The organism is Enterococcus sp. DIV1083b (genome assembly GCF_051713705.1).
In the GTDB taxonomy this organism is placed as follows: domain Bacteria; phylum Bacillota; class Bacilli; order Lactobacillales; family Enterococcaceae; genus Enterococcus_D; species Enterococcus_D casseliflavus.
In genome coordinates this window covers 1,381,644-1,395,354 of record NZ_JBIOQJ010000001.1, presented here as the reverse complement: position 1 = coordinate 1,395,354, position 13,711 = coordinate 1,381,644, and the positions used below count along the sequence as shown (strand labels likewise).

At 43.5% G+C, this 13,711-nt stretch carries 16 protein-coding genes; all 16 read right to left on the bottom strand.

All coding sequences use genetic code 11. From position 1 onward, the window contains the following. Nucleotides 1-2: 2 nt before the first annotated feature. The 16 genes from pstA to IGI69_RS06350 all read right to left on the bottom strand — a co-directional run bounded on the left by pstA (nt 3) and on the right by IGI69_RS06350 (nt 13,689). Nucleotides 3-887: a phosphate ABC transporter permease PstA gene (pstA, locus tag IGI69_RS06425; protein WP_005225782.1), complete on the bottom strand. Its 885-nt coding sequence runs from the start codon at nt 885-887 to the stop codon at nt 3-5. Beyond that, a complete protein-coding gene (gene pstC, locus IGI69_RS06420; RefSeq protein WP_005225781.1) occupies nt 887-1,807 on the bottom strand; it encodes a phosphate ABC transporter permease subunit PstC in 921 nt (306 codons plus the stop codon). The genes pstA and pstC overlap by 1 nt, the downstream gene beginning before the upstream one ends. A 97-nt stretch (nt 1,808-1,904) precedes the next feature. Further along, nucleotides 1,905-2,759: a phosphate ABC transporter substrate-binding protein PstS gene (locus IGI69_RS06415; protein ID WP_010748000.1), complete on the bottom strand. Its 855-nt coding sequence runs from the start codon at nt 2,757-2,759 to the stop codon at nt 1,905-1,907. A 401-nt stretch (nt 2,760-3,160) separates the two neighbouring features. Beyond that, nucleotides 3,161-3,892, bottom strand: a complete 732-nt coding sequence (locus IGI69_RS06410) for an alpha/beta hydrolase (protein WP_205905082.1) — start codon at nt 3,890-3,892, stop codon at nt 3,161-3,163. Nucleotides 3,893-3,988: 96 nt separating this feature from the next. Next, nucleotides 3,989-5,662 carry a DNA repair protein RecN gene (gene recN / locus IGI69_RS06405; protein WP_016610293.1) on the bottom strand — a complete coding sequence of 558 codons (1,674 nt, stop codon included), beginning with the start codon at nt 5,660-5,662 and terminating at the stop codon, nt 3,989-3,991. A gap of 15 nt (nt 5,663-5,677) precedes the next feature. Continuing rightward, nucleotides 5,678-6,127 (bottom strand): arginine repressor, encoded by a 450-nt coding sequence (argR, locus tag IGI69_RS06400; RefSeq protein WP_005225777.1) that lies wholly within the window; start codon nt 6,125-6,127, stop codon nt 5,678-5,680. Between the two features lie 97 nt (nt 6,128-6,224). Then, nucleotides 6,225-7,046: a TlyA family RNA methyltransferase gene (locus IGI69_RS06395; protein WP_151195330.1), complete on the bottom strand. Its 822-nt coding sequence runs from the start codon at nt 7,044-7,046 to the stop codon at nt 6,225-6,227. Continuing rightward, nucleotides 7,043-7,939, bottom strand: a complete 897-nt coding sequence (locus IGI69_RS06390; protein WP_081116532.1) for a polyprenyl synthetase family protein — start codon at nt 7,937-7,939, stop codon at nt 7,043-7,045. Before IGI69_RS06390 ends, IGI69_RS06395 begins: the two co-directional genes overlap by 4 nt. Next, complete coding sequence (locus tag IGI69_RS06385; RefSeq protein WP_005225774.1) at nt 7,936-8,157, bottom strand: exodeoxyribonuclease VII small subunit; 222 nt, start codon at nt 8,155-8,157, stop codon at nt 7,936-7,938. Before IGI69_RS06385 ends, IGI69_RS06390 begins: the two co-directional genes overlap by 4 nt. After that, nucleotides 8,138-9,490 (bottom strand): exodeoxyribonuclease VII large subunit, encoded by a 1,353-nt coding sequence (xseA, locus tag IGI69_RS06380; RefSeq protein ID WP_438740112.1) that lies wholly within the window; start codon nt 9,488-9,490, stop codon nt 8,138-8,140. The genes IGI69_RS06385 and xseA overlap by 20 nt, the downstream gene beginning before the upstream one ends. Continuing rightward, nucleotides 9,491-10,342 carry a bifunctional methylenetetrahydrofolate dehydrogenase/methenyltetrahydrofolate cyclohydrolase gene (locus IGI69_RS06375; protein ID WP_005235351.1) on the bottom strand — a complete coding sequence of 284 codons (852 nt, stop codon included), beginning with the start codon at nt 10,340-10,342 and terminating at the stop codon, nt 9,491-9,493. Nucleotides 10,343-10,635: 293 nt separating this feature from the next. Next, a complete protein-coding gene (gene nusB, locus IGI69_RS06370; RefSeq protein WP_271292600.1) occupies nt 10,636-11,100 on the bottom strand; it encodes a transcription antitermination factor NusB in 465 nt (154 codons plus the stop codon). Beyond that, entirely contained in the window at nt 11,093-11,518 is a 426-nt protein-coding gene (locus tag IGI69_RS06365) for an Asp23/Gls24 family envelope stress response protein (RefSeq protein ID WP_005225770.1), read from the bottom strand. The genes nusB and IGI69_RS06365 overlap by 8 nt, the downstream gene beginning before the upstream one ends. Nucleotides 11,519-11,727: 209 nt before the next feature. Next, nucleotides 11,728-12,792, bottom strand: coding sequence for a M24 family metallopeptidase (locus tag IGI69_RS06360; protein WP_005225769.1), 1,065 nt, complete (start codon nt 12,790-12,792; stop codon nt 11,728-11,730). Between the two features lie 217 nt (nt 12,793-13,009). Then, nucleotides 13,010-13,249: a GlsB/YeaQ/YmgE family stress response membrane protein gene (locus IGI69_RS06355; RefSeq protein WP_005225767.1), complete on the bottom strand. Its 240-nt coding sequence runs from the start codon at nt 13,247-13,249 to the stop codon at nt 13,010-13,012. A gap of 74 nt (nt 13,250-13,323) precedes the next feature. Beyond that, a complete protein-coding gene (locus tag IGI69_RS06350; protein WP_005225766.1) occupies nt 13,324-13,689 on the bottom strand; it encodes a DUF956 family protein in 366 nt (121 codons plus the stop codon). Nucleotides 13,690-13,711: the final 22 nt, after the last annotated feature.

Sequence of the window (13,711 nt, the reverse complement as noted above, 5' to 3'; positions counted from 1 at the left end):
CCTTATGCTGACGTCATTTTCTTGTACAACCGTTTGCCAGCTGCACGGGCGCCAAAGTTAAATAGCAAGACGGCAATGATCAATACCGCGGAAGCCCCGGCTGAAACTTGAGCGCCATCAGGCATCGTACCTTCTGTATTGATTTTCCAAATATGGACTGCCAGCGTCTCCGCTTGTCGGAAAAGACCGATCGGGCTGGAAACACTCAATGGATTCCAGTTTGTAAAATCAAGGGCCGGTGCACTTTGTCCTGCAGTGTAGATTAGCGCTGCCGCTTCACCAAAAATCCGACCAGAACTTAGAATGACCCCAGTCAAAATCCCTGGTGTTGCTTCTGGAACAATGATGCGTGTGACAGTTTCCCAACGGGATAAGCCTAACGACAAGCCCGCTTCACGCTGCGTATAATGAATCGCTTGTAGAGATTCTTCCACATTTCTAGTCAATAGTGGCAAATTGAAGAAAGTCAATGCCAAGGCACCTGAAATGATCGAAAAGCCATAACCAAACTGGATAACAAAGACCAAGAAACCAAAAAGACCGACAACCACAGAAGGCAGTGAACTCAAGATTTCGATCGATGTCCGAATGATATCCGTCAACCAGTTTTTCTTCGCATATTCTGATAAGTAGATCCCCGCTCCTAAAGAAATCGGAAAACTAATGATCATTGTCACTAAAAGCAAGTATAGGGAATTGAACAATTGGATGCCGATCCCGCCACCTTCTTGATATGCTTTTGAAGAAGAAGTCAGAAACTCCCAATTGATATGGGGAATACCACGTACCAAAATGTACAATAGTAAGGAAGCCAAAATCAAAACAATGACTCCAGCAACAGCATACAAGACGCCGGTAGCAATTTTATCTGAACGTTTTGCATTCATTATTTCAATGCTCCTTTCTTCCCAATAAAGCGAATGACAATGTTAAATAGTAAGGACATCAATAAGAGAATCAAGGCTAATGACCATAGAACGTTGTTTTGGACTGTTCCCATGATCGTATTCCCAATACCCATGGTTAAGATCGATGTCAATGTTGATGCAGGTGTCACTAAGCTCGTCGGCATCAATGCCGCATTACCGATAACCATTTGGATCGCCAATGCTTCCCCAAATGCGCGAGCCATTCCGAAAACAACTGCCGTTAAAATCCCAGGGACAGCTGCTCGTAAAACAACTTTATAGATCGTTTGCCAGCGTGTTGCACCTAAAGCTAAGGATGCCTCACGGTAGTGCCGAGGGACTGCCCGTAACGCATCGACAGTCATCGTAGTCACTGTCGGCAAAATCATGATAAATAGGACAAAGGTCCCCGCCAAGATCCCAAACCCTGTACCGCCAAAAACCGAACGGACTGCAGGTACAATGACAGACAAACCGATAAAACCATAAACTACAGAAGGAATACCGACTAATAGTTCGATAACGGGCTGCAAAATCTTCTCTCCGTTACGAGGGGAGATCTCCACCATAAAGACTGCTGCACCGATCGCAAATGGTGTTGCGACGATCGCTGATAGGAAGGTTACGAAGAACGAACCAAGGATCATCGGTAAAGCACCTACTAATGGTTGGCCATCAGGACCAACAGCACTTGGATTCCATTGCGTACCAAACAAAAAGTCGAAAACATTGACTTTGTCTACAAAGAATGTCGCTAATCCACGGCTAGCAACGAAATAAAAAATGGAGATCACAACCAATACAATCAACGCAATACATAGAAAGCTAACCAGCTTTCCTCTTTGTTCCATTCTTGCGCGCTTGGATTTTTTTGTTAACACTTCTTTTACATTTTCCACGAGGGTTCCTCCTCAAAAATCAAACTAAACTCATAACCATTAGTTTATCGGTTCAACATCAATTTCTGTTAAAGCTTGTGTAAATTTTGTGTAAAGATTACTCGACGATGTTGCCTTCCCAATCTCTTTCCACCTGCATGATGGAAATTGGAATATAACCCAGATCCCCGACGATATGCTCTTGTACTTCATCAGAAAGCATATATTCGAGAAATTCAGCGGTTAATCCCGTTGGTTCTCCTTTTGTATACATATGCTCGTAAGCCCAAACTTTCCAATCATTGGTCGTTACATTTTCAATCGTTGGTTGAACCCCATCGATCGAAAGGACGTTGACTTCATCCGTTACATAAGAAAATGCAACATAACTGATGGCACCTGGTGTATCTGAAACGATCGAACGGACCATCCCACTAGAATCTTGCTCTTGGGAAGGAATCGCTGTTTCACCATCCATGATCCATTTTTCAAACGTGCTTCTCGTACCACTACCTGTCGCTCGATTCAACAAAACGATGGGCAGATCATTTCCGCCAACTTCACGCCAATTTGTAATATTTCCTAAGAAGATATTTTTTAAGTCCTCTGTTGAAATATCCGTGATCCCAACGCCTTTGTTGACGATCGGTGTGATACCCACCGTTGCCACTCGGTGGTCAACGAGTGCATCCGCATCGATCCCTGGCTTTTCTTCTGCAAACAAATCAGAATTCCCAATATCGACTGCACCTGCTTGGACTTGACTTAACCCAGTGCCGCTCCCGCCTCCTTGGACATTGATAAATCGCCCAGGATTTGAGTTTTGAAATTCTTCTGCAACGGTTTCTACGAGTGGCTGCAAGGCAGAAGACCCGACTGCTGTGATCGATTCTCCTCGATCTGCCCAGCTTGCACATCCTGAGAGTAAAATAACCAATCCGATGATAGGACTTAGAAGTTTTAATTTTTTCATCATAACGCTCCTTGTACTTTCGAAAGTCATTGATTATAATAATCAATTATTTTCATTTTACCATTAGTTGAAATCAATGAAAATTATTATTTGCTTTTTTTTCTTAAGCTGAGTCTGTCCCTTTATTTAAAACGCTTTTTTTCTTTTACAAAATAACTATTTTGTAAATAGAATGACAAGATTTCTTAATTAAATTACGTGCATCCAGAAGGTATGCTGTGCTATACTGTGAGAGGAAACGTATTTTAAAAAGAACATAATTATTAATCTTGCTTCCCCAATCAAGTACAATATGTTGTTATGTTCAGCGTTTTCACGATTTCATCAACATTTCCCCAAAATGTCTGTTGAATCGAAACGGCAGAAAGAAGCATTCCTATGCATCTTCTGCCGTCTTTTTTTTATTCTAATTCACTTAACCATGCTGCCATCTGCTCAATAATGGCTTCTTGCTGTGCTTCATTTGGTAGATCCGCTGCTGCTTCTCCTTTTTGTAACCCATAGGTACCAAAGCCAGCATGATTGCCGCCTTCGATCGTTTGGAACGTCGTAGTTTCTGGAAGGAGGCTGCGGGCAGCCTGCCAATTTTCTTGATTCACTACTTGGTCTTGACTGCCTGAGAGTGACAACACAGCAATCGATTGATCAGCTAAGGATCCTTTTTCATCTGGGTAACTAGCAAAGAAAAAGACGCCTTTTAACTCGTTGTCGTTTTCAGCCAACTGATTCGCTGCAAAACGGCTTGCCATGACGCCACCTAATGAATGACCGCCAATGACATAAGAGCTATGAGGAATTTCTTTCAAGACCTCTTCTGCTCGATTGCCTGCTAAAACAGCCATGTTAAAGGGCATTTTAACAATCGCGACAGGATAGCCTTTTTCCGCTAAACCTGCTGCCCATACACTATAGCTTTCGGCATCGACAAGAGCACCAGGATAGAAAATAACCAAAGGCTTTTCTTCATCTCCAGCAAAATAGAGGACATTTCCCTCATCATCTGCCTCTTTCGCTGCTGTAACTGCAGCATCCACTGCTGGGTAATGCAGTTGTTGCCAACCGACCCAACCGGCAATAGTTAAAATAACAACGGTGATCAATACACCGATCAAAACTTTTGTTCTTTTTCTCATCATATCCTCCTGCAAAAAAAGAAGATCAGGAAAGGATGGCAGACGAAAGTTGCGGGTCCATCATCTCCTGAATCTTTCTATAAGTGTTTCCAATTTTTATCGGTGAGCCAGCGCCAATAGTTCTCGTGCATGTTCGATCGTTAAATCGGTGATTTCTGCACCTGAGAGCATACGGGCGATCTCAGCCACTCGTTCTTCTTCTGATAATTTACGGACATGGGTTTCTGTCCGACCTTCTTGAATTGCTTTTTCGATAAAATATTGATTGTCCGCCACAGCCGCTACTTGCGGCAAGTGGGTGATACACAAGACTTGCGAATTCGCAGCGATCTTGGCGATTTTTTCGGCGATCGCCTGAGCTACTCGGCCACTGACCCCAGTATCCACCTCATCAAAGACAATACTAGTGATTCCTTGCTTGCGGGAGAAAATCGATTTAAGCGCTAATAAGATCCGGGAAAGCTCTCCTCCAGAAGCAACTCGCACTAACGGTTTCATGCCTTCACCGGGGTTGGTGGTCAAATAAAACTCCACGGTATCAAAGCCGCTGCTGCTTAATTGTTTTGAGCCAGATGCAAACCGTACTTCAAATTGCGCGTGCTCCATATACAGCTCTTTTAACTCTTGAACGATTTCTTTTTCTAAACGATGAGCCAATTCACGTCGTTTGACGTGCAAGGCTTCCGCCAGCTGCCAAACTGCTTCAGCTTTTTGGGCAAGCTCTTCTTCTAATTGCTCCAACTGACCTTCCGTATAGGCTGATTCGCTGATTTCTTTACTGATCTCATCATAATAAGCAAGGATCACAGGAATCGACTCCCCGTATTTGCGCTTCAATTGACGAATCGTTTCCAGCCGTGAAATGACTTCTTCCAGTCGGCCTTCATCTAATTCAAGGTTGTCGACTTGCCGCGAAATATCAGTGGCTGCATCTTGCAACAAGTAATACGCACTTTGAATCGCTTCACTGATTTTTTCATACGCGGGATCAAGATGGGCGATCGACTGGATTTCTGATAGAGCTACACTGACCCCATCTAGGCTATTAACTTCTTCGGCGGATAGAGCGCCATAGCTTTGCCCTAGAGCATCCACGATTTTTTGATAATTGGTCAGTTTTTCTCGTTCATCGATCAGCTGCTCTTCTTCATTTTCCATCAATTCCGCTTGGGCAATCTCTTCTTGTTGAAAACGCAGCATGTCCATTCGCTGCACATAGAGCTGCTCATTTTCTTGAATGGTCCGCACATGTTTTTCTAAGGAGCGATAGGCTTGATAGGCTTGACGGTAACTTGCAAGTTCCGCTTTAAAGGCATCATCTCCAAAACCATCCATCAACGCCAAATGTTTTTCTGGCTGCAGTAGCTCTTGATGCTCATTTTGTCCTTGGATATCAACTAAAAACAAGCCGATTTGGCGCAAAACCGACAAGGTAACGGTTCGACCATTCACACGACAAATAGTTTTACCCGATTGAGAGATATCCCGTTGTACGATCAGAACTTCTTCTTCATCAATACCCAGATCGGCAGTCAATTCTTTGAACTCCTGCTGATTCGGCCATTCAAAAATCCCTTCCAAACGGCATTTTTCTGCGCCTTGACGCAAATAGTCACTGGATCCTCTGCCACCTGCTAGTAAGCCCATCGCATCGATAATGATTGATTTTCCAGCACCTGTTTCACCTGTTAGAGCCGTCATCCCCTCATGAAAAGACAGGTGCAAGTTGGAGATAATCGCAAAATTTTGGATCGACAATTCTAAAAGCATCCCTTGCCTCCTCTTTTATACGTAACGTTGGAAATCCTTGAATAGGTTCTCGGTATCTGCTTCTGTTCTGGTGATCATCAAGACGTTGTCATCATCGTTTAGCGTGCCAAATAATTCTTTGGCATAACGCTTATCGATCAAATTCGCCAAAGCCGAAGCATTGCCAGGCAGTGTGCGCAGGATCACAAATTTGTCCATTCGATCGACAGAAACAAACGCCGTTTTTAGGATTTTATCTAGTTTACCACTCACGTCTTCCGTTGTCTCTTGTGGAATACTATAGCGATAGCCGCCTTTTTGGGAAGGAACTTTCACTAACTTCAATTCCTTGATATCCCTTGATATGGTTGCTTGTGTGACTGAGACGCCGCGATCTTTTAACAACTCGACAAAATCTTCTTGTTTCTGAATATCTTGTTCACTTAACAATCGTGTAATCAAGCGATGCCGTTCTTTTTTTCTCATCTCTTGTTCCTCCTGAATGAATTCCTACTAATTTTATCCTATTTTGCGCAAGAAAGAAAGAGAGCCGACAAGTAAAATGTCCACTCTCTTCCATTCTTTATTTTGGTTGATGAAAGGTCTCATGTGCTGATGCAACAACTTTCGGGATGTCGATCCCTGCTGCGGTGCCTTCTTGCAGGCTTTTCTTTAAATGTACGATAAACTCGATATTCCCTTCGCCACCAGTGATTGGTGAAAAACTTAGGTTTAATACATCGAAGTTTGTTTTCTTAGCGAATGCCAGTACTTCCTCCAACACTCGTTCATGGGTTTTGGGGTCACGAACGATCCCATTTTTTCCGACCGCTTCTTTGCCCGCTTCAAATTGTGGTTTGATCAGCGCCATCACTTCGCCATCCGCTACCAAAATATCGTAAAGGGGAGGTAAGATCAGTTTAAGTGAAATAAAAGAAACATCGATCGTAGCGGCTTCAGGAAGACCATCCAGGAAGTCTGTTGGTTTTGCATAACGGAAGTTGACCCGTTCCATTACGATCACTCGCTCATCTTGCCGCAGCTTCCATGCTAACTGATTGTAACCGACATCCAGTGCATAGCTTTTTTTGGCGCCATTTTGCAGCGCCACATCAGTAAAGCCACCGGTGGAAGCGCCGATATCTAACATGATTTTATCGGTTACGTCAAAATCAAAAACTTTGAGTGCTTTTTCTAACTTGAGACCACCACGAGAAACATAAGGCAGCTTCTTCCCTTTGATCTGCAGAAGTGTATCTGCGGCAATTTTTTCTCCAGGCTTATCTAAGCGCTCATTGTTTTTTTCTTTGTACACCAATCCAGCCATCACTCCTCGTTTGGCTTGCTCGCGGGTCTCAAAGAGGCCTTGCTGGACAGCTAAAACATCTACTCGTTCTTTCTTCATGCGTTCCCTCGAATCTCAAATCGTTCCACAAATGCTAATAAAACATCCTGCGTAAATTGACCGTATTGGCTTAACTGTGCCAGAATTTCTTTGGCTTTGCCCAATTCTTCAGTCAAGGCTTGCTGCGCGCCTGCTAAGCCAAGTAAAGCAGGATAGGTACTTTTCGCCAACTCGTCATCTCGGCGGACAACTTTGCCTAGCTCTTCGGTTGTACTAGTGGCATCTAACAGATCGTCGCGAATTTGAAAGGCTAACCCAATATGCTGGGCAAAGCGATCCAATTCATGCAGAACCTCTTCCGTCTGGTCGGCTAAGACACCACCAGCAATCACCGCAAAGCGGATCAATTCTCCAGTCTTTCGTTCATGGATTGACATCAGCTCCTCAAGACGAAGCGCTTGGTTCTCCCCTTGAATATCAGCTGCTTGGCCGGCAACCATCCCTTGCGTGCCCGCTGCTTTACTCAACTGCTGCAGCAGCAAGACTTTTTGATTGGCTTCGATTTCCGCCATAGCGACTAATTGAAACGCAGCCGTCAAAAGACCATCTCCAGCTAAAATCGCTAAAGCTTCACCAAAAACCTTATGGTTGGTGGGTTTGCCTCGACGCAGATCATCGTTGTCCATTGCTGGCAGATCATCATGGATCAGCGAATACGTATGCACCATTTCTAGGGCTGCTGCACACTGGTACACCGCGGTATTGATGGGTTTGTGAAAAGCGGCGACTGTTGCTGCCAATAAAAGCGGGCGAATGCGTTTGCCGCCAGCTTGGATCGAATACTGCATGCTTTCAAATAGTCGTTGATCAGAAGTGTGTTCTTTGACAAAACGTTCCATAACTTCTTCGATCAATGGGGCGTGTTCTTTCGTAAATTCCTTCAAAGCACTCATTGGCTTTCCTCTTCAAAGGGGACTTCTTCATTGGATTCAGTCATCATTTTTGTTAAGGATTTTTCCGCTTTACTCAAGGTGTCCTTGCATTGCTTGCTCAAAACCATGCCTTTTTGAAAAGCATCTAACGCTTCTTCCAATGGAACATCACCTTGTTCCAAACGGGTTACGATTTGTTCTAATTCTTGTAATGATTCTTCAAATGTTGGATTTGCCATGATTAACTCCTTCTGTACTAATAACTTCGACAAGCGCTTGGCCATCTTGGTAATGGATCGTCAGCTGATCTTCTGGCTCGATCGCATCAATCGATTTGATCACCTGCTCATTTTTCGTGGTATAGCTGTAGCCGCGTCCCATGATTTTTAGTGGGCTTAACAAATCAAGGGATTGGACTGCATTTGCAAATTGATTTTCTTTTGCTGCATAGATATCTTTCATGGCTTTCGTTAAGCGTTGAGAAAAATAGCTGACCTCTTGATTGCTGGCTTGTAATCGCGCTTTTGGTTGTTGTTGTGCCAACCGTGAAATCAATTGCTGTGCCTGGCGATCCTTGTCATAAAGCAAGGTTTGCAAGCCTTGCTGCATCCGCTGCTGCAACTGATCGAGTTTGATGGATTGTGCCTCATACAAGCGCTCTGGTTGTCGAAAAACATACGATCCAATCACTCGCTGATAGCGTTCTTGTTTGTACTGGATCTGGTGCATAAATGCTTGCTCTAATCGGGCTTGTCTTTCTTCGATCCGCAAAATCTCCTCCGACAGCACTGGCACCGCTAATTCGGCAGCGGCGGTCGGAGTTGCCGCCCGCACATCCGCCACTAAATCAGCAATCGTCGTATCGGTTTCATGCCCCACTGAAGAAATAATGGGGGTTTTTGCATCAAAAATGGCTCTTGCCACTCGTTCTTCATTGAAAGGCCAGAGGTCCTCGATCGATCCACCCCCACGTCCGATGATCATAGTATCAAAGGTCCCATCGGCTTCGACTCGTTGGATATTTTTCACCACATCATCCGCAGCTTTATTGCCTTGTACCACGGTTGGATACAAAACGATCTGAGCAATGGGGTAACGCCGCTGTGTCGTCGTGATGATATCTCTGATCACCGCCCCACTAGGACTGGTCAAAACCGCGATGCGTTTCGGGTATTTCGGCAACGACTGCTTCGGTGCAGAAAATAATCCTTCTGCTGCCAATTTCTGCTTTAATTGTTCATAGGCTTGATAAAGAGCGCCGACACCGTCTGGTTCCATATGATCGATCACCATCTGGTAATTTCCGCTTGCCTCATACAGAGTGATACGCCCAACCGCCATGACTTTCATGCCCTCTTCTGGTTGAAAGCGCAACTTGTCAAAAGCGCCTTTGAACATGACGGTCGAAATTTTTGCACCATCATCCTTCAAACTAAAGTATTGGTGATTGGGGCGCCGACGAAAATTGGAGATCTCCCCCGTCAAATAAACCCGCTCTAGATACGGATCGACGTCAAACTTACGCTTGATATATTTTGTTAATGCGGTTACCGTTAAATATTCTTGCGCCATTTAGTTTTTCATTGTCTCCTTTGCTGCCTCGATCGTTTGGGCCATCAACATCGTGATCGTCATTGGACCTACACCTCTAGGTACCGGGGTGATATAGCTAGCGATCGGTTCGACTTCATCAAATTTCACATCGCCGATCAACTTGCCGTTGGCATCACGATTCATCCCAACATCGATCACCACAGCCCCTTCTTTTACAAAGTCTTTTGTGACAAAATGACCGCGGCCGATCGCCACGACTAAAATGTCCGCTTGTTTTGCCAACTCGGGCAGATTTTTGGTTTTTGAATGAGCAATAGTCACGGTGGCATTTGCCCCCAAGAGCAAGTGCGCCATTGGTTTTCCGACAATGTTGCTGCGCCCGATCACTAAGGCATTTTTCCCTTCCAATTCGATCCCATACGCAGCAAACATTTTCATGATGCCATAAGGGGTACAAGGAATTCGGTCAGGTACACCGGCGAATAATTTTCCTAAATTGATTGGATGAAAGCCGTCGACATCTTTTTCTGGTTTGATGGCTAACAGTACTTTTTCTTCATTGATATGTTTTGGCAAAGGAAGTTGAACCAAAATTCCATGAAAGGCATCATCGTTATTGAACTGTTCGATTTCTGCTAATAATTCTGCCTCAGTAATGGATTCAGGGTAGCGGGCAACACGGGAATTGATACCGATTTTCGCCGCAGCTAGTTCTTTATTTTTCACATAAGTCTGACTCGCTTTGTCTTCTCCAACAAGCAAAACAACTAATCCCGGTGTCACACCCTGCTCTTTTAGTGTTGCTGTCTCTGAAAGAAACGCTGCTTGCATTTTTTCAGCCAATTCTTTTCCATTGATTAATGTACCCATTCTGACAACTCCTCCAACCTGATTATACTGACTTATTTTGTAAAAAGAAACGTACCAATCGTTTGTCGATATGCTTCTTCACGTTTTCTATCATAGCATTTTCTGAAAAGAAAAACACCGTCTAAGGCTCCCTTTTTTCGGAAAAAACGAGGGTAAACCGACAAAGTGCGTGCAAAAAAACCGAACGATCAAGCAGGACCGTCAAAACAAGGCGGTTGCTCATAAATCGTTCGGTTTCTGACTCGATCGAAAAAAAGCTGATCTCTTTTGATCGATCGTGTTAGGGCTGAAAATTACTCACTTACCTGGTTGGCTTTTGTTTCTAGTTCTTGATTGACTGTCGATAAAATACCGTTGACAAACTTTCTGGACTGATCGTCACTAAAGGTTTTCGCTAATTCGATCGCTTCATTCAAAGCCACACGATTCGGCACATTATCCACATAGATCATTTCATACAAAGCAATTCGTAAAATCGTCACGTCCATTTTTGATAAACGCTGGATTTTCCAACCAGATTTTAAATGACTTTGAATGACTTCATCCAAGGCTTCTTTGTAATGACAGACACCTGCCACTAATTGATCTAAATAAACAGGCACAAAATGCTCTTGTTCTTCATCGATCAATTCATGGTGTTCCAACTCGATGGCATGCATGATGGCATCTTGTTTCGTTAAATCTTTATTAAAGTCTAGTGGAAATAAAGCTTGTAACGCCATTTTCCGTATTTCATGCCGTGATAATTCTTTACTCATTTTCTTCCTCGTCGTTTCCAAATAATTCTTCGATGTCTGGTAAATCTACTTTTTCTGGCACGACTGCCACAACATGAACATTTACTTCAGCCAGTTGCACATCTGTCATAAATAAGACTTGCTGTTTGACCCGCTCTTGGATCTCCATTGCCACTTTAGGCACTGACATTCCATAAGTGATATAGCAGTAGATATCCACTTTGATCCCTGTTTCATCGATCGTTAAGTAGACTCCTTTGCCATGAGCTGCGCGACCTAGTAATTCAGTGACACTGTTTGCCAGTGTTCCTCGCATCCCATAGACACCTTCCACTTTAGAAGCAGCGATCCCAATAATGATCTCGATCACTTCTGGCGCGATGACGATCTCGCCTAATTCAGGACTTGCATTTAATACAAGGTTTTTATCTTCATTCATACGTTTTTGCCTCCATTCTAAACAGCAGTACCGTATTGTTTGTAAAAAAACCGCTCGTTTTTTCCGATTGAAGCAAACCAACGCTTGATTCAATCAATAACATCCATGGCACAGTGTTTCTTCTCGCTCTAAGTTTATCATTTTCTGCACTGAGAATCTATAATAACCCACTATTCTCAATGAATTTTCTGAAAAACAAGGTCGATGAATCAGAGAATGATCAATTCTTTCGGTGAATGTGTCAACACTTTATTGCCAGTTTCGGTGATCAAAAGATCATCTTCGATACGAACGCCGCCAATTCCTGGAAGATAGATCCCTGGTTCATCTGTAATGACGTTTCCGACAACAAATGCTTTATCAGCACGGAAGGATACATTTGGTCCTTCGTGGATCTCTAAACCAATCCCATGGCCTGTTGAATGACCAAAGGCATCTCCGTAGCCAAAGGAAGCAATGTGATCCCGGGCGATCGCATCTAGTTCAATTCCGGTCATTCCAGGTTTTGCTGCTGCCAAGACTTTTTCTTGCGCTTCAAGTACGATTTGATAGATTTCCTTCAATTTATCGCCAGGATCTCCTACTGCAAAGGTTCTAGTCATATCAGACACATAGCCTTGATAGTAACAGCCAAAGTCTAACGTGATCAGATCGCCTTGTTCGATCACTTTTTCACTGGCAACCCCATGGGGCATTGCTGAACGCAGCCCACTAGCAACGATCGTTTCAAAAGATACGCTTGTGGCACCTAATGAACGCATAAAGAAATCTAACTGATTCGCCACTTCGATTTCTGTCATTCCTGGGCGGACCATTTTCAAAATATGTTCAAATCCTTGATCGGCGATATGGCAGGCTTGTTGGATCAATGCGATCTCTTCCTCATCTTTGACTTCCCGCAAAGCCTCGATCATACCCGATACAGGGGCAAGGGATGATTCCTCGATCAAGTCTTCTAAGACGGAGTATTCAGCAAAGCTGACGAAACTTTCTTCAAATGCTAAGACATTGATTTCTTCCTTTTGGCAGATAGTTGCAACTTCTTCAAAAATCGGTCCGCTATTTTTTACGATCTCAAAACCTTGAGCTTGGGCAGCTGCTTGCTCTGTATATCGGAAATCTGTTACAAAAAAAGCTTTGTCCAACGTAATGACTGCTAAACCAGTTGTCCCAGTAAAGTTAGTCAAGTAACGCAAATTGTATGGGCTGGTGATCAAGAACCCATCAATCGAATCTTTTCTCATTGCTTCACGTAATTTTTCAACTCTTAACATGTATCGTTCCCTACTTTCTTGTTCTATACGATAGTATTATAACAAACTTCCAGAAAAAGCGGAAAGCAAGCGAAAAGTTTTCTAAAAAATCAAGCAATATGAATAAACGATAGAGTACTTTAACAAAACTGCAGTGTGATCTTTTGTTGTTCTCTTCTAAATGATGGCTTCCGTGCACAAAAAAAGCAATTCAATCAATGAATTGCTTTTTTGATAATTATCTTTTACGTCCCAAAAAGAACGATACGACTGCCACGAAAATGACCGCACCGATAATCGCAGGCACGATGGCCATACCTGCTACTTGCGGTCCCCAAGTGCCAAAAAGGCCTTGACCAATCGATGCGCCTACAAGTCCTGCAACGATATCAAAAATACAACCGCGTTTTTCGCCTGCAATGGCACCACCGATTGAACCGATGACCGCTCCTACGATCAATGTCCATAAAAAGTGCATACTAACCCCTCCTAAACTTTCTTATAAAAAGGGTACCATATTGAGAATCAATTGGAAAAATATATGCTCTCTTGTTATTTTCTGCGAGTGAAGGCTCGTTTCAATACATCAAAAAAGCCTAATGAATGCACCATATGGTCTGGATCGACGTATTCACGAATCGCTCGCAAGACTTTTTTTGGTTCTTTTGAGGAGAAGGTATACGTGCCATTCTTTTTGGTGCGGATCGCATAGCGTGGTATCCAACGGCCTTTGAACATGACCGAAGCGATCACATAGTCGACATCTTCCCATGGGATCTGAATAAACTTGCGTTTGTCACGGTCATTGTAAAACTCAAAGGCTTTATCGCCGATCATGATTTTGCCGTACTCATTGATTCCTAAAAAAGACGTAGCATCGATCGTCAAATCCACTTTTGTATTAAGAGATTGTACCATTTGCGCTTACTCCATTCTATAT